This window comes from Methylotenera versatilis 79 (assembly GCF_000384375.1).
Classification (GTDB): Bacteria; Pseudomonadota; Gammaproteobacteria; order Burkholderiales; family Methylophilaceae; genus Methylotenera_A; species Methylotenera_A versatilis_B.
Genome location: NZ_ARVX01000001.1, coordinates 1,655,602 through 1,677,244, shown reverse-complemented (window position 1 = coordinate 1,677,244; position 21,643 = coordinate 1,655,602). Strand labels below are relative to the sequence as shown.

Genomic DNA, 21,643 nt, shown 5'->3' with positions numbered 1-21,643 from the left:
ATATGGCTTTATTAAAATCTACTACAAAAACTGGCATCGGCATGACCTCACTGCGCACGCGCGATCGTATGTTAGTGCGTTTGCGCGAGCAAGGCATTCAAGATGAAGTCGTGCTATCTGCAATCGGTGAGATTCCACGGCATATTTTTGTCGATGAAGCTTTAAGTATTCGTGCATATGAAGATGTTTCGTTGCCAATCGGTTTTGGACAAACGATTTCGCAACCGTATATTGTCGCTCGTATGACAGAGATTTTGCGCAACGGCGCTCAGTTAAATAAAGTATTAGAGATTGGCACAGGCTGCGGTTATCAAACAGCGGTGTTATCAAAAGTATGCAAAGAAGTATTATCGGTAGAGCGTATTCGCCCATTGGTGATGAAAGCCAGAAGCCATTTGCGCACGCTTAAATGCAACAATGTGAAGCTGGACCATGCAGATGGCAGCGTTGGATTAGAGTCATTTGCACCGTTTGATGGCATTATCGTCACCGCCGCTGCCAGCCACGTGCCGCAAGAGTTATTGGCGCAATTAGCTATTGGCGGACGTATGATTATTCCAATCGGTACATCGACACAAACTTTAGTATTAATTGAACGAAAAGCCAAAGAATACGTACAAACCAAGCTGGAAGCAGTGAAATTTGTACCTTTGTTAGGCGGGATTAGTTAATGTTTCAACTCGTATTAATCACATTATTTGCACTTTTTTTAACTGCTTGTGAAAGCAATCCACCCGCCCCCGTTGTTGATCGCTTACCGCAATCGTCTAAACCAGCGACAGTTACTAAAGGTGGCGCTAAACCAAATCAAGTTAGCAATAGCACAACTAGAAATGATGGGCGACCGAATAGTCACACTGTTAAAAAAGGTGATACTTTATTTAGTATTGGTTTGGAATATGGGCTTGAATACAAAGAAATTGCCGCCGCCAACAACATAACTCCGCCCTACACGATTGAAATTGGTCAAAAACTAAATTTGCCTATCGTAGAAGCAAAGTCTGATGCCGCGAACAGCAACGCATCAGCACAAGTGACAACAGAAGATGGCGTCGTTATTACGCCGATTAAAACTGACTCTACGGCAATTGAAACAACTGTGTCAGAAACCAAAGCCTCGCCGACTACTGAAACTAAGCCAGCGCAATCGGCTGCATCTGGATTATTAAATGAGCCAAAAGCCATGCGCGAACCTTATAGCTTAGAAGCTTTTAACAGAACCACGCCAGTTAAAACAACCGAAACCAAAGTAGCTGTGGGCAAAACCGTTGGAACTACGGTTGAAACCAAAGTTAACGATGTTAAAGCTGGCGAAATTAAGCCCGCTGAAAACAAAACTGCTGATCCCAAATCAAGCCAAACTCAGCCGCCTGATGATGAAGCCATTAAATGGAGCTGGCCAACACAAGGTAAAGTGGTGGCGAGTTTTAATGAAGCCACGAATAAAGGGATTGATATTGCTGGCAGCACTGGGCAAGCCATTAATGCAGCCAGTAGCGGCAAAGTGATTTACAGCGGCTCAGATTTACGCGGCTATGGTAAATTAGTGATTATTAAACACAATAAAACCTATTTATCGGTCTATGCGCACAACAGCAAAATAATCGTCAAAGAAGGTCAAGTGGTCGGTGTAGGACAAAAAATTGCCGAGATGGGTAATACCGATTCTAATTCAGTAAAATTACATTTTGAAATCCGGCGTTTGGGTAAATCAGTTGATCCTGCCAAATATTTAAACCAGAATTAGCCTGATATTTAAACAAAATTAACCACAAAAATTAGCCAACTTTTCAATCGCACTTACAATCATACTCGTCCGTTTTAGGAGATTATCGTGGCCGCACCGCAGAAAAAAGATCCCAATAAATATAGCAAAAATGCGGACATTAAAGCCGATACCTTACTTAAGACGCTCATGTCTTTGGGCGGCATCCTTTTAGTTATTATCGGATTAATCGGCATTGCAATGGAGTTTTTTAAAGATGGCGGCTGGTTAAAAACAGCGTTCAGTTGGCTCTTCGATTCCACCACGCACATGATGTTTATTCCGGTGATTATTTTTGTATTGTGGTTATTGAACCGTTGGATGTCATCTGCCGCGAAAAGCGAAAAGAAAAAGAGCGGCGATTTGCCCATGTATATCATGATGGCAATGGGTGCTTTTTATATCTTTCGATTAGCCACAACAGGTAGTTTTTAATCGCAGGATTGGTGAAGCTTTATCTATAAGTTAACACTTTTTTAATGCAATTTCTACGTTAACATTTAAACTTAAACTAACAAAAAAGCCGACAACTAGTCGGCTTTTTTGTTAGTTAATTTCTGTTAGCTCACTCCACTAATGAGGCTTAACTAAATTTTAGCATTAGTGCTTTGCTGGCTTTTTAACCGCTTGTTGCGCCGCTTCATTGTTGTAATATTCATGCACGGTAGACATATCATAATCGCGCGCCCATTTGATGATTTCATCAAATGCTGGTGCGCCGATTTCACCGACTTGCGCATGAATACCTGCTTGGTCACGAATCACCAAAATACCTGGAATTTGATTGACTTGAAAATAGTCCCCGATTTCAGGATCCGTTTCAGTGTTGACCAAGCCAAAGACAATGTCGGCATTTTTTGCTGCAGCCGCTTCAAACGTTGGCGTAAAAGCCACACATGGTTCACACCAAGGCGCCCAAAAATCCACAATCACGAATGGATTGCTTTCAATCGTTTGTTTAAAGTTTGCTTTAGTTAATTTGACTACTGCCATCATTTTGCCTTAAATTTTATAAACTGCTGTCGAATAAACCAGCAGTTTAGCAGACCATCTACGTTAAGTTAAGCTACATGTAAAAGCGGCTTAAAAACTTAAATTAAAACACTTAAACTAAATCGATTTATTCCAAGCAGAATCAAAAAACAATTCCGCCAATGGCTTGCGTTTACGCTCTGCGATTTCGCGCGTTAATGCTTCGCCAATCACGGTTTTAATATCCGCGGCATAACCAACCGCAACCATTGCCATTAACGTAAATTGTTCTGGAATATCAAATGCACTGCGCGCAGCATCCGCATTAAAACCGCCCATTTGGTGCGCCATTAGTCCTAAATCTTGTGCTTGTAAGCATAAATTTTCAGCCGCTGCACCACTATCATATTGTGCAAAGCGATTCGGTTTTTGATTATGCCCAAACAGAGTATCCGCACAAACCAGCAATAATAATGGCGCATCTTTCACCCATTCTTGATTGCCTGGTACTAAACAATCAAAAGCCTGCTGCCAACTGGCTTTATTGGTGTTTTTATTCCACACAATAAAACGCCACGGCTCATCACCAAAGCAAGATGGTGCCCAACGCGCAGCTTCACACAAGCTAATAATCTGCGCGTTTGAAACCGCTTTATTGGCATCATAAGCCCTACCACTCCAGCGATTAGCAATCACTTCATTAATGGGCACTTGGGTTGTGGCAGGTTTTTGCATCGTTCAATCCTTAGAGTTAATTTAAACAGTTAATCTGAAAACTTAAGCGGATAAAGTTGGGTAATCAGTGTAGCCTTTTTCTGATCCGCCGTAGAATGTTTCACTGTCCGCTTTATTCAATGGCGCATCAGTTTTATAACGCTCAACTAAATCTGGATTAGCGAGAAACGGCACGCCATAAGCAATCACATCAGCATGCCCGCTTGCAATCGCCGCATTGCCGCGCGCTTTGTCGTAACCAAAATTGGCCATATAGCTGCCTTTAAATTGCTTACGTAACTCTGCAAAATCAAAGTTTTCTGTATCGCCGCCCATGCCACCTTCTACCACATGCAAATAAGCTAAGTTAAATTGATTAAGTGCATCTGCCACATAATTGAATAACGCTTGCGGATTGCTATCTTGCATATCGTTAAATGGATTTACCGGTGATAAACGCAAACCTGTTTTATCTGCGCCTGCAACGGCTATCACTGCCTTGGTCACTTCTAACAATAAGCGTGTGCGATTTTCAAAACTACCGCCATAATTATCAGTACGTTTGTTGCTGCCATCACGTAAAAACTGGTCCAACAAATACCCATTAGCGGCGTGAATCTCTACGCCATCAAAACCTGCTGCTAATGCGCATTTAGTCGCATGTACATATTCTTGTACGATTGCGGGCAATTCGCTAGCCTCTAAGGCGCGTGGTTCTACAAAATCCACTAAACCTTCATAGGTATAAGCTTGACCAGCAGGTTTAATTGCCGAAGGCGCAACGGGAAGCGCACCATTTAATAAGCTTGGGTGAGAAATACGACCTACATGCCATAATTGCAACACGATTTTTCCGCCTTTTGCATGCACCGCTTCAGTCACTTTTTTCCAACCAGCCACTTGCGCATCGGTATAAATACCTGGCAATAGAATATAGCCATGACCCATCGCTGAAATCGGCGTCGCTTCCGTCACAATCAGACCAGCGGTTGCGCGTTGTTCATAATAAGCAACGTTTAATGCTTGTGGTACACCAGTGCCTTTTGGTGCGCGACTTCTGGTTAATGGTGCCATTACCATACGATTTTTTAAAGCAATTGAACCCAGTTTTGCTGGGCTAAATAAATCTAATGCCATTTGTTGCTCCGTCTCAATATTGATGTTTATTAGGTGTTAAGTGATTGGATTGTTTATTGTGATGAATAAGCTATTTAATCGGTTTTTCGGCAGGTAATTTAACGCCTTCGATTAACAGTGTGATTTCAATATCGTCGCCCACTGGCGCATTGGCTTTAAGTGGCCAGGTAAAACCAAAATCACTAGCTTTTAATGTGGTGTGTGCTTCTAAACCTAAACGATAGCCGCCCCAAGGATCTGTGCCAAAACCTAACACTTTAAATGGAATGCTAAGTTTTTTTGCCACGCCGTGCAGGGTAAATGTGCCAGTAATCACGCCTTCGGTATTATTTTTTGCTTCGATTTTGCTGCTGACAAAAGTGATCTCACTGAATTTTCCAGCATCTAGATATTCTTCTTTTTTGATATGTTCATCACGTTTTGCGTTGCTACTATTAATGCTTAATACATTAATTTTGGCATCGACTGAAGAGTTCGCCAGATTATCGCGATCAATCAGAATATTGCCTTTTATATCGCTAAAAGTACCGGATGTTTTTGAAGCCACATGGCGGATGCTCCAATTGGCAAAGCTGTGGCTGTCATCGATGCGATAAGCTTCCTGATCCGCCATCACTAAGCCAGATGTCAAGCTTAAGGCAACTGCCGCAGCGAACGTCTTTAATGTAGTGAAAGTGTTTAGTTTGTTATTAATCATGTTCAATTCCTTTTATTATGTTGTGCTTAAATTCAATTTCTAAAGGGTTAACCTTAAAATATGTTTAAAAATATTTAGTATTCCAAATTTTATAATCACTTAACCGCGTAAGCGTTTAGCGATCGTCGCAACGCGTTCACCTAAATGTTCAGCTGTTAGCAAATCACTCTGTAACGGCGCGACATCTGGACCTTGGTCGCTATTAGCTTGTGCCATTGCACCCAAAAATCCACCTAGGCGATTCAAATCATTGACAGATCCTGTGCTGCTGTTATTGCCCGGCAATAAATCTTGCCCTACCCAAATCATGCCATGTTGCGCTGCAAATACGGCTAGTTGAATTAGCGTATTGAGTTTGTCACCACTCTGGCTGGCGGAAGTTGTAAATCCCGCAGCGACTTTATCTTTCCAATCGCGCGTGTACCACAACGTAGAGCTCGCTTCCATAAATGCTTTTAATTGCGCCGATGCGCTGCCCATGTAAGTCGGGCTGCCGAAAATAATGGCATCCGCATCTGCTAAAAGTTCCCATTTTTGGGCTTCATCTGCGGTTAACAATGTCACTTCTGTATCAGCAACCTTGCCTGCTCCGCGTGCTACAGCTTGTGCTTGCGCGCCAGTATGGCCATACCCACTGTGATAAACCACTGCGATTTTTGTCATGTCAATACTCCTAAATTAAATTTAAAATTTAAACCTTTGTTATGACCTTAATATTAAGCTTACTGCTTAGTAAGTGGCTTGTCTGCTGGCAAATCAATCGTTTGCTGAATGTTGTATTGATAGCCGATCCTCTTCAAAATATATTCAATAAAGTTGAATCCACTTTTTTGCTTACATTGCTATGTTATGCTGATTAATTACGCACTAATAGCAAATTAATTTGCATCATTCATTCAATAATTTTGATGTAATATTGCTTTTAAAATACTTAACCTAAAAAAATGAGCATAAAACTTTCTTTAGAATCGCTTGAAGTACTGGATGCTATTGCGCGAAAAGGCAGTTTTGCAGCTGCGGCAGAATCCTTATTTCGCGTGCCTTCCGCGCTGACTTACACGGTGCGCAAGCTGGAAGAAGATTTGGGTGTGAGCTTATTCAACCGTAGCGGCCATCGTGCAGAGTTAACTGAAGCAGGTGCCGAATTGTTGCGTGAAGGCAGAAACTTACTCAACGCCGCTTCTGAACTTGAAAACCGCGTTAAGCGCATTGCCAGCGGCGTTGAAACCGAACTCACCATTGCGGTAAGCGACCTTTTTAATATCTCGGCTATTTACCCGCTACTCAATCGATTTTACGCGCAGAATTTTGGCACACGCTTAAGAATATTACGCGAAGTTTACGGCGGCAGCTGGGATGCGCTGATTAGCGGCCGCGCGGATATTTCCTTAGGCGCTCCCGGTGATGGCCCGTCCGGCGGCGGTTACACCACAAAACGCATGGGCGCATTAGAATTTCATTATGCAGTGGCGGCGCATCATCCGCTTGCTAAGTTGCCAGAGCCATTGCAAAATCTGGATATCATGCGTTATCGTGCGATTTCCGGCGCAGACAGCTCGCGTAATCTGCCGCCACGCACTTCTGGTATTTTAACTGGGCAAGATGTGTTAACCGTGCCCGATATACACAGCAAATTAAAAGCACAAATCGCTGGGCTTGGCGTCGGTTATTTGCCAAAAAAACTTGCTGAAAAACATGCCGCCACGGGCGAATTGGTGATTAAATTAGTGGCTGAACCAAAACCTGAAACAGCCATCTTTTTAGCTTGGTGCACAAAAGGCGGCAAAGCCCAACAGTGGTTATTGAAAGAACTACAATTGCTCGAACTAGATGAGTTACTTAACTAGACGAATTGCTCAATTAAACGGGTGACTAAATTAAATAGCTCACTGAATATAAATTAAAAAAGGCATCAAAAATGACTCAAGACCAACTGCCAGAAGAGTTTGCACCGCTGAATAGATTCGCCATCAGAGCCATGCTTTGGCTCAATGGCTTTGCACATATTGTGATTGGATTGGCGTTGGCCACTTCAGTCATTATGTTCACTTGGCTATTTTTCAATGATGTGAAAGAAGCCGCTTATGCACATAATCTGGTACATGGATTTTTGCATGCGCTTGGCACGCTGATGTTGCTGTGGTCAATCTCTGCGCTCATTTCGGCAGAGATACGCTATTTAAATGGCAGCAAATTGTTAGTCGAAACGTTCGTCGAAGTGGTGCTGGTGTTATTTTTGCGCAAACTCATCGTCATGCCAGTGCAAGATGCTTCGCCAACCATGCAAGAAGTAGGCATGTGGGTAGGCGGCGCATTTGTGCTTGGGCTGATTTACATCATGATTATGTGGGGCCAAAGGCAACAACAAGAATAGATTACCCTCATACTTAACACTCAAAATCACTTAAAAAAATAATATGCAAAACGCCACCAATAGCATCACCAACGCCATCATCGCAAAAACCAGCGAAGTCATTCTGGGTAAAGAACAGCAAATCAAATTAGCACTCGCCTGTATATTGGCGCGTGGTCATCTGTTGATCGAAGACTTGCCGGGTATGGGAAAAACTACACTTGCGCATACATTGGCGCAGGTGCTTGGTTTGGGGTTTGGGCGTACACAATTTACCAGCGATTTGTTGCCAGTCGATATTATCGGTGTCTCGGTTTTTGATCGCAACACCTCTAATTTTCAGTTTCATGCTGGCCCGATTTTTACCAATGTGTTGCTGGCAGACGAGATTAATCGCGCCACACCTAAAACACAAAGTGCATTGTTGGAAGCAATGGAAGAGCACCAAGTGACAGTGGATGGCAACACGCATATTTTGCCTAATCCTTTTTTTGTGATTGCGACGCAAAATCCAAAACATCATATCGGCACCTTTGCGCTGCCAGAATCACAACTCGACCGTTTTTTGATGCGCATCACGTTAGGTTATCCTGATAGTCAATCCGAACGCAGCTTGCTTAAAAATCAAGGTGGGCGCGCTAATTCACACAATATTCAAGCAGTCTGTGATGCTGAAGCATTATTAAAACTGCAGCAAAATGTCAACCTTGTACATGTGTCAGACGCGCTTTTGGATTATTTACAAGCGTTAATCCAATTCACACGCACGCAATTTAGCACTGGCTTATCGCCTAGAGCCGGCTTGGGTTTGCGCCAGTGTGCACAAGCTTGGGCAATGTGCGAAGGTCGCGACTTTGTCATTCCAGAAGATATTCAGGCGGTATTACCAAGCGTAGTTGGGCATCGTATAGCGATAGATGGTAATGCCCATGTTGCTAAGCAAATACTGGACGGCGTGGCGATTTAGCGTGCTTACTATTCATTTCTTAGTATTCACTTTTTAATCCACCCATTTCCAATCAAAAAATTTAGCAGACAGATTTAAACCTATGCCCGCAAAGATTTGGCCGCTGATTTTTTGGAAACTCAACTGGTGGCAGCAATGGTTTCGTGTATCCAAAAGCACGCAAAACATTGCCACACTTAACCCGCGCCAAATCTACATTTTGCCTACACGCTGGGGTTTGCTATATGCGGTGATGCTAATCGGACTACTGATTGGTTCGATTAACTATTCACTTAGCTTGGGCTTTTATGTCACTTTTTTACTCGCATCTTTGGGCAATATCGCCATGTTGCATACTTGGCGAAATTTAGTGCATCTGCAAGTTGCGGTACTAAAAGCCAGCCCCGTTTTTGTGGGTGATGATGCAGAAATCACGCTAAAAGTAAGTGATATAAAAAATCGCCCACGTTACTCGGTTGCTGCTTATTTTGCAGAAAATGCGCAGCAGTCCGTCGTTCACAATATTGCCGCTAATGATGCACAATTATTCCAAGTGCCACTCAACACATCAACTCGCGGTTTACACACATTGCCGCGCCTCACACTTAACACGCAATTTCCACTCAATTTATTACATGCTTGGGCTGTTATTGAAAATCCGTTTCAAGTATTGATTTACGCGAAACCCAGTGATTTAGCTGTTCCGCAAGCATTAACTATTGATGCGAATGTGCAAGGTAGTAGTCAGTTTAATAAAGGCGATGAGGATTTTAATGGTCATAAAAACTATCAACTTGGCGATTCGCCCAGCCGTATCGATTGGAAAGCTTCCAGCCGCAGTATTGGCATGTTTACCAAGCTTTATAGCGGCACTGGTAGCAGCGCATTGTGGTTAGATTGGGAAGCGACCGATGGCGAATTAGAAACGCGTATCTCGCAATTAACGCGCTGGGTGATGGATGCGCATGCCAGCCAGCAAATGTATGGCGTAAAACTACCTAATATTACTTTGCCGCCCAGCAACACTGAATCACATTATCACCAAGCGCTAACTGCGCTAGCTTTGCTGTAATTGATGACTTTGATTTATAAGCCATGATTCGTTATTTAAATACACAACAATTAACATGGCTGCTGACGTCACTGGCGGTCGTGCTTGCGACGCACTCGCCCAATCTACCAATTTGGGTTATCGCAACAAGCGTGTTTTTTGGCGCTTGGCGCTACTTAATCAATAAAAATCAATGGTCACTACCAAAATTTTGGCAGTTATTACCAATTACCATATTGATCTGTCTTGGTATTATTTTCAGCTTTAAAGGCTTTTTTGGTCGCGATGCATCGTTAAGTTTGTTGGTGGTGATGTGCTCGCTCAAGTTTTTAGAAACCAAAACTTTGCGCGATTACATGCTGGTGATCGTGTTGGGTTATTTCTTGGTCGGCAATTTATTTTTGTTCAACCAAAATATTGTCACTTTTTTGCTTAGCATTCCGCCGCTGATTTTGCTTACCGCAACCTTAATCAATACCAGCTTGCATAACAGTCAGCCAATCCAGTTTTCACTTAAATTAGCGGGTCAATTGTTACTGCAAGCTATTCCTGTAATGTTGATCTTATTTGTATTGTTTCCACGTATTCCAGGGCCAATATGGGGTTTGCCGCAAGATGCGAATAGCGGCATGTCTGGTTTGGGCGATAGTTTGAGCTTTGGCAATATCAGCAATCTGACCCAAAACAGCTCAATTGCATTTCGTGTGCAATTTAAAGACGCAATACCTGCCAACAATCAGCTGTATTGGCGTGGCCCAGTGTTGTGGCATCAAGAAAATGAAAACTGGACCATGAGCAGCCCTAAGATTGATTTGTCATTGGAAAAGTTAACCACACAAGGCACGCCGACTCATTACACCATCACGCTTGAGCCGCATAATCGCTTATGGCTGTTGATGCTGGATATGCCAACTATGATTCCGCGCGATGCAAAACTGAGCCATGATTACTCAGCGATAGCCGAAAAGCCCGTGCGCACGCGTATTCGTTATGACGCGATATCGTTTAATGAATATCAACTCGGTATGGATTTAAATGAACGCGAAAAGATATTAAGTCTACAAATCAATGCAGGTGAAAATCCCAAAACCATTCAACTCGCCAAAACTTGGGCAAATTTGAATACGCAAGACAAAGTGAATCGTGCTCTAGATTTATATCGCCAGCAAGATTTTTATTACACACTAAGGCCGCCGCGCTTAGGTAAAAACCCAGTCGATGATTTTTTGTTTAATACAAAACGCGGATTTTGCGAGCATTACGCCACCAGCTTTGTTTATTTGATGCGAGCAGCTGGCGTGCCAGCACGTATCGTTACCGGCTATCAAGGTGGTGAATTCAACCCAAACGGTGACTATTTAATCGTGCGTCAATCTGATGCGCATGCATGGGCAGAAGTTTGGTTAGTCGATAAAGGCTGGGTGCGAATCGACCCGACCGCAGCCGTATCGCCCGAGCGCATAGAATTTGGCATTAGCGAAGCGTTAAGTAATTCGGATGAATTACCGTTAATGGCGCGTAAAGATTACCCTTGGTTAAAAAAAGCTTATCTCAGCTGGGATGGCGTAAATAACGGTTGGAACCAGTGGGTACTGGGTTATGACGATAAAAAACAGCTCGATTTCCTAAAAAAACTCAGTGGAAAAAACCTTAACTTACAAGATATGCTGATTTGGATGATGGGCATTATCGCTTTAATAATGGCGGCTACAACCTATTTTTTATTGAAACAAAATAACGTTAAATTAAAACCCGCACAGCGTTTATATGCACAATATTTAAATCAATTGAAACGTGTTGGATTAACACCGTATCCAGCTGAGGCGGCGCTGGATTTTGCGCAACGCGCGGCAACCGATTTGACTAACCATAAACAATTAATCATTGAAATTGCTCAACGGTATAATGTTTTAATGTATAGCGCTTCGCCAAAACCTGAATTACTGAGTGAACTGGCACAATGTGTTAAACAACTACAGATTAAAAAACGATCATAGCCTAATGACAAGCGACTTAATAAATAACGACGTTGAATTTATGCAGATTGCGCTAAGTTTGGCGCAACAAGCGGCATTAATGGGTGAAGTACCAGTAGGTGCAATTGTGGTTAAAGACGGCGTTATTATTGGGCGCGGCAATAACGCACCGATTGGCTTGCATGATCCAACCGCGCATGCTGAAATCATGGCGATGCGCGAGGCAGCAACTTATTTGGGTAATTATCGCTTAGTTGATTGCACCTTATATGTGACGCTTGAGCCCTGCGCGATGTGTAGCGGCGCCATGCAACATGCCCGTATTGCAAAGTTAGTTTACGGTGCTAATGACCCAAAAACCGGCGCTTGCGGCAGCGTGGTTAACCTGATGACTGAACCAAAATTGAATCACCACACAGAAGTACTTGGCGGAATTTTAGCTGTAGAATGCGGTGCGGTGCTGTCTGATTTTTTCAAGCAACGCAGGCTAAACAAAAAGCTATTGTAAAAATAAATCCTGAACGACAGACAATAAAAAACCCGAACCATCAAACAAAAAACCCGCCGAAGCGGGTTTTTTACTTACTCATAATACTTAATCATTGCTACCCATTAAGCCCATCAATAGATGTAACAGGCTAGTAAACAAGTTATAAATACTCATATACAAACCTAATGTTGCCATCACATAATTGGTTTCGCCACCAGTTACAATGCGGCTTACATCATACAAAATAAATCCAGAGAATAACAGCACACCAACGCCAGATAAGGCTAATTGCATGGCTGGAATTTGTAAGAAGATATTAGCAAGCGACGCTACGATTAACAAAACAATACCGACCAATAAGAATTTACCCATAAAGCTAAAGTCTTTTTTAGTGGTCGTTGCGATACCTGCCATCGTCATCAAAATAACGCCTGTACCACCAGCCGCTAAACCAACAATTTGTCCGCCATTATTTAGGTTAAGCGCATGCTGTAGAATTGGGCCTAACATTAGGCCTAATAGAAACGTTAAGCCTAGTAATAAAACAACACCTATGCTGCTATTGCGATTTGCGTTAATCGCTGCAAATAAGCCATAAATCACAGCCATTGCGCCGATTGCAAATATAAACGGATGCGCCGCCGCATAAGCAAAATTCATTTTCATGCCAACCAACGCGCCAATTACCGTTGGAATCATGGTTAAGCCAAGTAAGGCATAAGTATTACGTAATACCTTATTTTGTGTGGCTAGCTTTTGATCAAGAGCGCCTTCACGGCCTAATACTTGCATATCATCTAACATATTTGTTTCCTTATAAAAGTTGCCAAAAGGCAATACACCTAAGATAACGATTATTAACTAAAGTTTCAAGTGACAAATTGTTAAATAAATCATTTCAGCAGGTTTAGTAAGTCAGTAAATTAAAGCTCAATTGGATTTTTTAATTCACCGATAAGTCAAAGTAATATAAAATATACCTATATACATTTAGATACTATTAACTAAGCACAATATTCCATAAAACACAATACGTACTAATGCGTATATTGAAAACTCTCAATTAGTGTTTAACTTCTTCCTAAGAATATTTAATTTACAGCTAAGTTAGTTAGCGCACAGATTGCAACTGCTTTGCACGCATAGTATACAAATACCTGATAACGAATTATCTACTTTCTGAAAGGTTTATCATGAACAAAAACAAACTAGCTACTATTGCAACAATTACGTTTGCAACATCATTACTATTAACATCTGGCGTTACTCAAGCAAGTGGTCTGAGCATCTTAGGAAGCTCGCCGCTGACATTTACTGGTTATAACGGTCAACCATCCACTGCTACAGGCGTATACACAAGTGGCTTCTTAGGTACTCTTGCAGCAAGTAGCGCTGGTACTATTACTTTTACTTATTTAGGTAATGAGAGCGGCTACAGCAACTCATTTTCATTCTCTGGTATTACTTTTACTGAAGCGAATTCTGTTGGCACTACCGCTTCTGCATCTGTTAATGCAGGTACGCTTGATTTCAGTTTTAGCGATAGTCAAGGCGCGTCAGCTAGTAATGGCACAACAGCAACTCCAGTACTCGGCTTTGCGATTTTAAATGGTAACTTAACGCCTATCAGTGGTCCAAATTACGGCCCATTTGATTATGTGTTAGGTTTTAATGATAGCTCTGCTGGTGATGCAGATTACGATGACTTCGTGGTTGGTGTAAATTTCACGCCGATTAGCGCTGTTCCACTACCAGCCTCACTGCCTTTGCTAGCAGCAGCATTAGGTTTCTTTACTTTTGCTCGCCGCAAAATATAAGCACTTTATTTCATGAAATAAAGTTAGCAGCGTTATTGGATTAGGTAAACAATTCACCTTCTTGTTTACCTACCAAGCCAACACGTTTCACCGCTGCTACAAATTCAGCACTTTCATGGAGGTCATTAGTATCAGCAGGATGATGGCCGCCATGCATGCGTGCAAGCCTTAATATACTTAACGCAGACATTTTCCATTCCAGTTTTTCAAGCAGTTCATCCGCCAAGTCAGGGCGATTACACAGCAACACCATATCGCAACCCGCATTCAGCGCAGCTAGGCTACGCGTCGTTACATCGCCGCCTACGCTAGCACCTTCCATGCTTAAGTCATCGCTAAAAATCACGCCATTAAAACCCAGCCGTTCACGCAATACCTTTTGTAACCACTTTGATGAAAAGCCAGCCGGCTTGTCATCCACCTTAGGGTAAATCACATGCGCCGGCATAATCGCTGCCAAACCTTCATCAATCATTTGTTTGAAAGGTTGCATATCATTAGCGGCAATTTCATCAAAGCTGCGTTCATCAATTGGAATGCTCACATGCGAATCGGCCACCACAAAGCCATGACCAGGAAAATGCTTGCCGACTGCCGACATACCGCCTTTTTTCAGGCCTTGCATCAAACTAAACGCCAATTCATTAATAGCCGTTGCGTCCTGATGAAACGCCCTGTCGCCAATCACCAAGCTATCGCCGTAATCCATATCTAGCACGGGTGTAAAACTGAAATCAATACCATGTGCGCGTAATTCTGCCGCCAAAATCCAACCAGTTTCAATAGCTAACTCACGTGCTTTTTTAGGGTTTTTATCCCAAATCTTGCCAAACTCGCGCATGGGTGGGATTTTAGTAAACCCGCCTCTAAACCTCTGTACACGGCCACCTTCATGGTCTACCGCAATCAGCAAAGGCGGCTGACGCACCGCATGAATACTCGCAGTCAGTGCTTTAAGTTGTGTGCAGCTTTCAAAATTACGCGCAAATAAAATCACTCCGCCCACAAGCGGATGTTGTAATCGTTTAATGTCGTCAGCACTTAACTCAGTGCCAACCACATCCAGCATAACGGGACCTAAACTCATTTAATATCTCAAACTATCTAATAGAATAATTTTAACGAATGGTTTATTTTAATCGATACAAAGAGGTGATCTCTTTTACTCGCGCAGCATACAGCGGATCAGATTGATCGCTGGATTTAGCATGTTTAGGTGCAATATCCAGTTTTTCTACGACACTTAATCCAGCATCTGCAATCCACTTTTGCAACTCTTCATTTGTACGCAAACCTAAATGTTCCGCTAGGTCCGACAAAATCAGCCACGCTTCACCGTCATCATTCAAATGCGCTTTTACGCCGTTTAAAAAACCTTTTAACATCGCACTATTGGTATCATAAATCGCATGTTCAATTAGCGCATTAGCTTTGGCTGGCAGCCACGGCGGGTTACAAACGATTAAATCGGCTTTTTTGTGTCCACTTGGAAATAAATTTGCCTGTTCAATCGTAATGTATTGTTTTAAATTCAGTTTTTCTACATTATCAGCCGCGCAATTCAGTGCGCGCATGCTGTTATCGGTCGCGATCACGGCTTTGATGCCGCGTGTGACTAAAATTGCGGCAATCACGCCAGTACCTGTACCAATATCAAATGCGGTTTTAGCATTGCCAAGTGACGTCGTGTTAATCAAATCCAAATACTCACCACGAATCGGGGAATACACACCGTAATGTGCGTGGATATTGGCTTGCAGCGCATCGACAAATACGCCTTTTTTGCGCCATTCTTGTGCACCGTTCATACCTAACAATTCGCGTAGCGATAACACCATTTTCATTGGTACTTTGTCTAGCTTTGCATTAACAATTAATGCGCCGGCAACCGCTTCTTTTACGTCAGGTGCGCGTTTTAAATCGCAACTACCGTGATTTAACTCGATTAAGATTTTGTTAGTAATATTGGCACGCTGAATTTGCCGCGCTCTATGTTGATGAAAAGCTTCCAACATGGTCGCCGCTGGTTTAATCGGTTTGCGATCTACGCGTTTTGTGACGGCTTGCAATAATTGTTTAGCATTCTGAAAATCGCCTTTATACAAAAATCCTGTGCCTTCACAAGCCAATCTATAGGCTTCATCCGCTTTCATGGTGTCATCTGCCACCACAATATTTTTAGGTGGCGCGGCATTCGCCTCGCTTTGCCAAACCGCTTGTTGCGGCTTGCCTTTTTCTTGCCAAGTAATAGTTAAATTACTGCTTAAATTCTCAGTCAATACGTACTCAATTATAGTTAATGGTTAAAATGCTTAAAATTTAAAAGGGTTAAAGTTAGTATTTTTATCGTAGTAATCTTCATTTTCAGCGCGTTTTAAAAACGCCACAATTTTATAAACAGCGGGTGTAAAAACCACTTCCACACCAATTTTAGCGATAATCTGTGCGCCAATCACTAATGGAATCTTATCGTTAGGGATAATACCCGTATTCCAAAATGCCAGCGGTACAAACATCACTGTATCAATGGTTTCGCCAAAAATAGTGCTGGTAATTGTGCGCTGCCACAGATGCTTACCTGCAGAAACCAACTTCATCTTCGCCATTATAAAGCTATTCACAAATTCACCCACTGCAAACGCAATTAATCCCGCCAAAGAAATACGCCAAGTGCTGCCAAAAGCCACTTCATATTCATGCTGATTGTTCCAAAATGGCGCGGGTGGCAGAGCAACAATCATCCAAGCCATCAAGCTTGCAAATGCCAAACCTGCAAAACCTGCCCAAATTACTCGGCGTGAGGCAGAATAGCCATAGACTTCGGTGAGAATATCGCCAAAGATAAACGAAATCGGGAAAAATAAAACGCCTGCGCCAAAAGTGAGTGTGCCAAGCAATGGCGCATCAATCTGTGTGACTTTGGCAGGCCCAATCAAGTTGGAACACACCAGTACGCACACGAAAGCAGCCATCATGAAATCGTAGTATTTGTATTGCTTTCGCACGTTAAGTCCCTAGAAATAAGCCCTCACGAATACAGTAGTTAACGCTAATTTACTAACAAGATTATTCTACGCGAACGTCCAGCTTGTCACGCAGGTAATCACCGCCTAAGTTAATCGCTAATATCAGACTCATCAGACTGAGGCCTACTACCAACACATAATGCGGCGCCACTAACATATAACGCACGCCATCGCGCAACATCGCACCCCACGAAGCATTTGGCGCTTGAATGCCTAAACCTAAAAATGACAAACTCGCTTCTGCAATCATCACGCTGGCTAGGCTATAAGTCGCTTCTACAACCAATATTGAACTTAACAATGGCAGAACATGTTTCAGCAGCAAGCGCGGCACCGTTGCGCCCAGTGATTCTGCAGCAAGCACATGCTGGCGATTGCGTAAACTTAACGCTTGTCCACGCGTCAATCTAGCATAACTCACCCAACCGGTGATGCACAATGCCAGTATTAAATTACCCAAACCTGCTCCCAATACAGCGGCGAATGCGATTGCCAATAGAATGCCGGGGAAAGCTAAAAAAATGTCCGTTATTTTCATCAAAATACGGTCGATTTTTCCACCGTAAAATCCTGCGATTAACCCTATAAACACACCGATTATCATCGTAATCACCGTTACGATAATTGCCACAAAGAATGAGACTTGCACGCCAGTTAAGATACGCGCCAAAATATCACGGCCCAAATCGTCTGCGCCTAGTAAATGCTGCCAACTTGGGCCCGACAATATGGCGTCTAATTCAATGTGATTGCCTTGTAGCCCGAAAATATAGCCTGCCAATACGGCCAGAACCCAAAACAACAATATGCTGATGGCAAATATTTTCACGCTTACGCCCCAAACTTCACTCTTGGGTCTGCCAAGCGGTATAAAACATCGGTAAACAAATTCACCACAACATAGCTTAACGCCACTACCAGCACACAGGCTTGCGTCACTGGGTAATCGCGTTTTTCAATACTTTCCACCAGCAAGCGCCCTATGCCATCCCAACTAAAAATTGTTTCGGTGATGACTGTACCCGCCAACAAACTGCCCATTTGTAAACCCACAATCGTGATGATTGGTAACAAAGCTGCACGCAATGCGTGGCGGATAATCACGGTATTTTCGTTTAAACCCTTTGCACGTGCGGTACGAATAAAATCGTCATTCAACACCTCCAGCAAACTGGTACGTGTCATGCGCGTTAGGATCGCGCTTAAACCAAATCCTAAAGTCATCGCGGGCAAGATGATTGAAGTGCTGTCATCCATGCCACTAACAGGCAACCAACCCAGCCAAACAGCAAATAACAACATTAATAACGGCCCTAACCAAAACGCGGGCATGGCGGATAAGCGCACTGAAACGATTGTGACGACAAAATCTTGCCAATGATTGGCCTTTAAAGCGGCAAACACACCTAACGGAATGCCAATAGTTAACCCAATAAAAAGTGATAAAACCGCAAGCCTAAGCGTTGCGGGATAGTGCGTTTTAATCAACTCAATAATCGGCGTTTTGGTGTGGATTGAAAAACCTAAATCACCTTGTGATAGCTTAATTAAATAGCTACCAAATTGTTGCGTAAGTGGTTTATTTAAGCCTAAATCTGTACGTAAAGCGGCTCTGTCTGTCACACTTGCCGATTCACCCAACATCACTTCTACCGGATCGCCAGGGACAAGGTGAATCAATAAAAACGTCAGCAGTAATACGCCGAAAACGACGGTAACAAAGTCAACGAAATGCTTAATCATTGTGAATCAAAACAGGAGTGCCTGGCTCTACCGAATCAAATAATTCCACCATATCGTTATTACGCATGCGCACGCAGCCGTGTGAACCAATTTTGCCCATTTCAGTACTATCTGGTGATCCATGAATATAGATATAGCGCTGCATGGTATCGACATTTCCCAGCCGATTAAAGCCTACTTCCAACCCACTTAACCACAAAATTCGCGTCAAAATCCAATCACGATTCGGAAATGCTGCCATTAATTCTGGCGTACAAATTTCACCCGTTGGCCTGCGCCCAACAAATACCGTATTGGGCGCGGCATTTGCACCTATTTTTGCGCGGACAATATGATGGCCCAATGGCGTGCAGCCGCTACTTTTCTCACAGCCAACGCCATTGGCCGCAGTCGACACACTGTAATTGGCTTTTATGCCGCCGAAATCATCGAACAGCGTTAAGCTTTGGTTTTTAATAGAGATTTCAATGCGCATATTGTTTATTGTAGCTGAGCTTTTGTTGCTGGGTTTGCAATGATTGCCTGGTAATCGTGATTAAATCATCCCAATTACCGTCAGGCTTAGGGGCGTAATTTTGAATACCTTTACGCATTGCAGCAAACTGACCTTCATACCACAAGGGAATATAAGGCAGTTGCTTATAGATACGCTGCGTTGCGACTGGCCAATCTTCATTTGCGAGTAATGCATCTAATTCTGCATCGGCATAATGTCCACGGTTAAAACCATTGGGTGGAAAACTTTGCGAACCTAGTGCTTTTACATAGATATCGGGTGTTTTAATGCCTACCCAAGTAAGGCCGAATAATTGAAAATTGCCTTGTTTCACATCTTCAAAAAACGTACCCCAATCCAAGCTTTTGATTTCCAATTGAATGCCAGCTGGCTGCATTTGCGCTTGCATGATTGTGGCAAAACGCACACGCTGTGCATCGGTGGAGGTTTTGTATACCAGCTTTAGCGGCAATTGAACGCCTGCTTCAACCAGTAATTTTCTGGATAATGCAGGATTATAAGCATAAGGCTGTAAAGCTTCACTGGCTACATTGGTGTAATGCTCTGGTGGCAAAATCACCCCCGCAACGCGCGTATTGGAAACCATGACCTTTTGAATAATCGCATCAGAATCAATGGCATGTGCGATAGCTTGCCTGACCTTAATATTTTTTAAAACCGGGTCTTGCATATTTAAGCCAAGGTAAGAGAAATTAGCGCCAGCTACAGTTTTGATAACCACTTTTGGTTTGGTTTGCAGATACTTCACTAATTCTGGCGGCAAATCACCTTGCAATAAATCTACTTCACCGCGTAGCAGTTTTAGCACACGCACAGTTGGATCTTTCACCTCAATCAAGCTAATTTGCTGATTATCTTTTACGCGGCTTAAAGTGAGTTTGTTTTGCCATGAAACAAACTTTAGCGCGCCATTACCAACTGGATGATGCGAAAAATCATGTTTTTTAGTGATTAAGTCTTGCGGCAAAATACCGATAATCAACTTGGCTGGAAAGTTCTTATCTGCTTGATTTAAGTTAAATAAAATCGTTTCACTATTTAAGACCTGTATATCTTTAATATTCGAAAACTCTGCCGCCTGCGCTGAATCTTTTAACATGATTAAAGAATCGTAAGTGGCTTTAACATCCTGCGCGGTTAACATCTTTTGGTGATGAAATATTGCGCGTTTTTGATTTAAGACGAATCGATATTGGGTTGGATTAATCTGTATCCAAGTGGCTAAATTGGGAACTGGTTTAGCGTTTACATCAAAATCCACCAAGCTTTGGTAAATTAATCGGTTGACGCGCGCGGATGCGGCATCGGTTGCATAGCGTGGATCAAGATTAAGTGGCGCTTGCGCAATGGCGAAGTTGATTGCCGTGTTTGACGAACGCTGATCACTACATGCGCCAACTAAAATTAACAAAAAAACGACCGAAAGTCTCAACCCCATCATGTCGCTCATTTTACGCGATTGCTCACTGGTGCAATATGCCCTTGTTCAACTTTATTGTGAATGACTAACTATTTAGCATGCGTCATTAACACTTAAATAATGACGAAATAAACCCAGCGATTAATAACTTTAAAAATGGCATTGTACTTGCTTAGTACACTTGTGGATTTTAATTCCAATTATAAGAAGACATATTGATATTCTGAAAGCAAGCACCTAGCTATGTTGAAAAAATCTGACGTTGATTTACCTCACTCCCAACAAACACAGCAAGAGGCGATTTATGCTGGACTCATGCATATTTTTAGCGAAGCTGAAGCAACCATCGCGCTTAAAAAATTGAATAGCTATATCAGCGAAACAGGCTCGGTTTTCAATGGCCTCAATAATTTTGCCCGCGATATCTGTATTGATTTTGATAAAAAAGATCAGCAACGCGATTTAATTCGCGTATTAAACCGCGCTTTGATTATTAAAGACAAACCGATAACAGGACAATTAGCGACTCATGGGCATAAAAAACCAGCGTCAAAAACTATCCTTAATCAGCCTGTAGCCCAGCTAATAATGGATGATTTTATTAACTTAGCAGAACCTGTTGCTTATGTTAACCAACCAATAAGCACACCCGATTTTGAAACATTTAAGATTTTATTTACTAATATAATCAATGAGGTAGAGACAAATAAGCCATCTATCAGTATTACATTAAAACATTTTTTGAATGAATTAACCCAAAGTATGCCTTGGTCGGATGCGCAACAAGAGCAGCTACAGACATTGATTGATACTGGCAGCACGAATCAAGTACGCAGTTATGGAGCTGACCAGCTAAAAACATATTTAGCACACGTGCGAACGTGGATGGACGATGAAATTGGCACGACAGACGCCATGCTTATTTTTAATCAAGCACTTAAAGATACTGAAAAAATGCCTGTGAGTTCAAAATATTCACCTAAGAATTTAATGTAATTTGACTGTAATTCAATCATTAA

At 42.5% G+C, this 21,643-nt stretch carries 24 protein-coding genes; 11 read left to right on the top strand and 13 right to left on the bottom strand.

Features of this window, described 5'->3' with window-relative positions:
- Positions 1-2: 2 nt before the first annotated feature.
- The 3 genes from METVE_RS0108320 to METVE_RS0108310 all read left to right on the top strand — a co-directional run bounded on the left by METVE_RS0108320 (position 3) and on the right by METVE_RS0108310 (position 2,200).
- Complete coding sequence (locus METVE_RS0108320; RefSeq protein WP_020168012.1) at positions 3-671, top strand: protein-L-isoaspartate(D-aspartate) O-methyltransferase; 669 nt, start codon at positions 3-5, stop codon at positions 669-671.
- Complete coding sequence (locus tag METVE_RS0108315) at positions 671-1,747, top strand: peptidoglycan DD-metalloendopeptidase family protein (RefSeq protein ID WP_020168011.1); 1,077 nt, start codon at positions 671-673, stop codon at positions 1,745-1,747. Before METVE_RS0108320 ends, METVE_RS0108315 begins: the two co-directional genes overlap by 1 nt.
- An 87-nt stretch (positions 1,748-1,834) precedes the next feature.
- Complete coding sequence (locus METVE_RS0108310; RefSeq protein ID WP_020168010.1) at positions 1,835-2,200, top strand: hypothetical protein; 366 nt, start codon at positions 1,835-1,837, stop codon at positions 2,198-2,200.
- Between the two features lie 165 nt (positions 2,201-2,365).
- On the opposite strand, the gene METVE_RS0108305 is transcribed toward METVE_RS0108310, so the two are convergent.
- From METVE_RS0108305 to METVE_RS0108285, 5 genes are all read right to left on the bottom strand, one after another.
- Positions 2,366-2,758, bottom strand: coding sequence for a thioredoxin family protein (locus METVE_RS0108305; RefSeq protein WP_020168009.1), 393 nt, complete (start codon positions 2,756-2,758; stop codon positions 2,366-2,368).
- Positions 2,759-2,875: 117 nt separating this feature from the next.
- On the bottom strand, positions 2,876-3,472 hold the full coding sequence (locus METVE_RS0108300; protein WP_020168008.1) for a nitroreductase family protein: 597 nt from the start codon (positions 3,470-3,472) through the stop codon (positions 2,876-2,878).
- 42 nt (positions 3,473-3,514) lie between these two features.
- A complete protein-coding gene (locus METVE_RS0108295) occupies positions 3,515-4,588 on the bottom strand; it encodes an alkene reductase (RefSeq protein WP_020168007.1) in 1,074 nt (357 codons plus the stop codon).
- A 70-nt stretch (positions 4,589-4,658) separates the two neighbouring features.
- Positions 4,659-5,285 (bottom strand): YceI family protein, encoded by a 627-nt coding sequence (locus tag METVE_RS0108290; RefSeq protein ID WP_020168006.1) that lies wholly within the window; start codon positions 5,283-5,285, stop codon positions 4,659-4,661.
- 99 nt (positions 5,286-5,384) lie between these two features.
- On the bottom strand, positions 5,385-5,948 hold the full coding sequence (locus METVE_RS0108285) for a flavodoxin family protein (RefSeq protein ID WP_020168005.1): 564 nt from the start codon (positions 5,946-5,948) through the stop codon (positions 5,385-5,387).
- A 281-nt stretch (positions 5,949-6,229) separates the two neighbouring features.
- Here METVE_RS0108285 and METVE_RS0108280 point away from each other — a divergent pair, with 281 nt between their 5' ends.
- From METVE_RS0108280 to tadA, 6 genes are all read left to right on the top strand, one after another.
- Complete coding sequence (locus METVE_RS0108280) at positions 6,230-7,132, top strand: LysR substrate-binding domain-containing protein (RefSeq protein ID WP_020168004.1); 903 nt, start codon at positions 6,230-6,232, stop codon at positions 7,130-7,132.
- Between the two features lie 71 nt (positions 7,133-7,203).
- Positions 7,204-7,659 carry a phosphate-starvation-inducible PsiE family protein gene (locus METVE_RS0108275; RefSeq protein WP_020168003.1) on the top strand — a complete coding sequence of 152 codons (456 nt, stop codon included), beginning with the start codon at positions 7,204-7,206 and terminating at the stop codon, positions 7,657-7,659.
- Positions 7,660-7,702: 43 nt separating this feature from the next.
- A complete protein-coding gene (locus METVE_RS0108270; protein ID WP_020168002.1) occupies positions 7,703-8,605 on the top strand; it encodes an AAA family ATPase in 903 nt (300 codons plus the stop codon).
- An 82-nt stretch (positions 8,606-8,687) separates the two neighbouring features.
- Complete coding sequence (locus METVE_RS0108265; protein ID WP_020168001.1) at positions 8,688-9,656, top strand: DUF58 domain-containing protein; 969 nt, start codon at positions 8,688-8,690, stop codon at positions 9,654-9,656.
- A gap of 23 nt (positions 9,657-9,679) precedes the next feature.
- Positions 9,680-11,632: a transglutaminase TgpA family protein gene (locus METVE_RS0108260; protein ID WP_020168000.1), complete on the top strand. Its 1,953-nt coding sequence runs from the start codon at positions 9,680-9,682 to the stop codon at positions 11,630-11,632.
- A gap of 4 nt (positions 11,633-11,636) precedes the next feature.
- Entirely contained in the window at positions 11,637-12,119 is a 483-nt protein-coding gene (gene tadA / locus METVE_RS0108255) for a tRNA adenosine(34) deaminase TadA (RefSeq protein WP_020167999.1), read from the top strand.
- An 87-nt stretch (positions 12,120-12,206) separates the two neighbouring features.
- Here tadA and METVE_RS0108250 read toward each other — a convergent pair whose 3' ends face one another.
- Positions 12,207-12,905, bottom strand: coding sequence for a Bax inhibitor-1 family protein (locus METVE_RS0108250; protein WP_020167998.1), 699 nt, complete (start codon positions 12,903-12,905; stop codon positions 12,207-12,209).
- 389 nt (positions 12,906-13,294) lie between these two features.
- Between METVE_RS0108250 and METVE_RS0108245 the strand changes: the two genes are divergently transcribed.
- Complete coding sequence (locus tag METVE_RS0108245; RefSeq protein ID WP_020167997.1) at positions 13,295-13,918, top strand: hypothetical protein; 624 nt, start codon at positions 13,295-13,297, stop codon at positions 13,916-13,918.
- 40 nt (positions 13,919-13,958) lie between these two features.
- Here METVE_RS0108245 and nagZ read toward each other — a convergent pair whose 3' ends face one another.
- The 7 genes from nagZ to METVE_RS0108210 form a co-directional block, all read right to left on the bottom strand.
- Positions 13,959-15,005: a beta-N-acetylhexosaminidase gene (gene nagZ, locus METVE_RS0108240; protein ID WP_020167996.1), complete on the bottom strand. Its 1,047-nt coding sequence runs from the start codon at positions 15,003-15,005 to the stop codon at positions 13,959-13,961.
- A 43-nt stretch (positions 15,006-15,048) separates the two neighbouring features.
- Complete coding sequence (locus METVE_RS0108235) at positions 15,049-16,197, bottom strand: methyltransferase (protein WP_020167995.1); 1,149 nt, start codon at positions 16,195-16,197, stop codon at positions 15,049-15,051.
- Between the two features lie 33 nt (positions 16,198-16,230).
- Positions 16,231-16,923: a queuosine precursor transporter gene (locus METVE_RS0108230; protein WP_026362075.1), complete on the bottom strand. Its 693-nt coding sequence runs from the start codon at positions 16,921-16,923 to the stop codon at positions 16,231-16,233.
- A 61-nt stretch (positions 16,924-16,984) separates the two neighbouring features.
- Positions 16,985-17,773: an ABC transporter permease gene (locus tag METVE_RS0108225; RefSeq protein WP_020167993.1), complete on the bottom strand. Its 789-nt coding sequence runs from the start codon at positions 17,771-17,773 to the stop codon at positions 16,985-16,987.
- A gap of 2 nt (positions 17,774-17,775) precedes the next feature.
- A complete protein-coding gene (nikB, locus tag METVE_RS0108220; protein ID WP_020167992.1) occupies positions 17,776-18,687 on the bottom strand; it encodes a nickel ABC transporter permease in 912 nt (303 codons plus the stop codon).
- On the bottom strand, positions 18,680-19,162 hold the full coding sequence (locus METVE_RS0108215; RefSeq protein ID WP_020167991.1) for a L,D-transpeptidase: 483 nt from the start codon (positions 19,160-19,162) through the stop codon (positions 18,680-18,682). The genes nikB and METVE_RS0108215 overlap by 8 nt, the downstream gene beginning before the upstream one ends.
- Positions 19,152-20,645 carry an ABC transporter substrate-binding protein gene (locus METVE_RS0108210; RefSeq protein WP_232496478.1) on the bottom strand — a complete coding sequence of 498 codons (1,494 nt, stop codon included), beginning with the start codon at positions 20,643-20,645 and terminating at the stop codon, positions 19,152-19,154. The genes METVE_RS0108215 and METVE_RS0108210 overlap by 11 nt, the downstream gene beginning before the upstream one ends.
- Positions 20,646-20,867: 222 nt before the next feature.
- Between METVE_RS0108210 and METVE_RS0108205 the strand changes: the two genes are divergently transcribed.
- On the top strand, positions 20,868-21,620 hold the full coding sequence (locus METVE_RS0108205; protein WP_020167989.1) for a hypothetical protein: 753 nt from the start codon (positions 20,868-20,870) through the stop codon (positions 21,618-21,620).
- Positions 21,621-21,643 lie beyond the last annotated feature (23 nt).

Bases quoted from the DNA above. Each gene is read 5' to 3' on its own strand.
- METVE_RS0108275 (WP_020168003.1), top strand. From the start codon at position 7,204: ATGACTCAAGACCAACTGCCAGAAGAGTTTGCACCGCTGAATAGATTC.
- METVE_RS0108245 (WP_020167997.1), top strand. From the start codon at position 13,295: ATGAACAAAAACAAACTAGCTACTATTGCAACAATTACGTTTGCAACA.
- METVE_RS0108300 (WP_020168008.1), bottom strand. From the start codon at position 3,472: ATGCAAAAACCTGCCACAACCCAAGTGCCCATTAATGAAGTGATTGCT.
- METVE_RS0108320 (WP_020168012.1), top strand. From the start codon at position 3: ATGGCTTTATTAAAATCTACTACAAAAACTGGCATCGGCATGACCTCA.
- METVE_RS0108265 (WP_020168001.1), top strand. From the start codon at position 8,688: ATGCCCGCAAAGATTTGGCCGCTGATTTTTTGGAAACTCAACTGGTGG.
- METVE_RS0108215 (WP_020167991.1), bottom strand. From the start codon at position 19,162: ATGCGCATTGAAATCTCTATTAAAAACCAAAGCTTAACGCTGTTCGAT.
- METVE_RS0108250 (WP_020167998.1), bottom strand. From the start codon at position 12,905: ATGTTAGATGATATGCAAGTATTAGGCCGTGAAGGCGCTCTTGATCAA.
- tadA (WP_020167999.1), top strand. From the start codon at position 11,637: ATGACAAGCGACTTAATAAATAACGACGTTGAATTTATGCAGATTGCG.
- METVE_RS0108270 (WP_020168002.1), top strand. From the start codon at position 7,703: ATGCAAAACGCCACCAATAGCATCACCAACGCCATCATCGCAAAAACC.
- METVE_RS0108305 (WP_020168009.1), bottom strand. From the start codon at position 2,758: ATGGCAGTAGTCAAATTAACTAAAGCAAACTTTAAACAAACGATTGAA.
- METVE_RS0108315 (WP_020168011.1), top strand. From the start codon at position 671: ATGTTTCAACTCGTATTAATCACATTATTTGCACTTTTTTTAACTGCT.
- METVE_RS0108295 (WP_020168007.1), bottom strand. From the start codon at position 4,588: ATGGCATTAGATTTATTTAGCCCAGCAAAACTGGGTTCAATTGCTTTA.
- METVE_RS0108280 (WP_020168004.1), top strand. From the start codon at position 6,230: ATGAGCATAAAACTTTCTTTAGAATCGCTTGAAGTACTGGATGCTATT.
- nagZ (WP_020167996.1), bottom strand. From the start codon at position 15,005: ATGAGTTTAGGTCCCGTTATGCTGGATGTGGTTGGCACTGAGTTAAGT.
- METVE_RS0108285 (WP_020168005.1), bottom strand. From the start codon at position 5,948: ATGACAAAAATCGCAGTGGTTTATCACAGTGGGTATGGCCATACTGGC.
- nikB (WP_020167992.1), bottom strand. From the start codon at position 18,687: ATGATTAAGCATTTCGTTGACTTTGTTACCGTCGTTTTCGGCGTATTA.
- METVE_RS0108205 (WP_020167989.1), top strand. From the start codon at position 20,868: ATGTTGAAAAAATCTGACGTTGATTTACCTCACTCCCAACAAACACAG.
- METVE_RS0108210 (WP_232496478.1), bottom strand. From the start codon at position 20,645: ATGATGGGGTTGAGACTTTCGGTCGTTTTTTTGTTAATTTTAGTTGGC.
- METVE_RS0108260 (WP_020168000.1), top strand. From the start codon at position 9,680: ATGATTCGTTATTTAAATACACAACAATTAACATGGCTGCTGACGTCA.
- METVE_RS0108290 (WP_020168006.1), bottom strand. From the start codon at position 5,285: ATGATTAATAACAAACTAAACACTTTCACTACATTAAAGACGTTCGCT.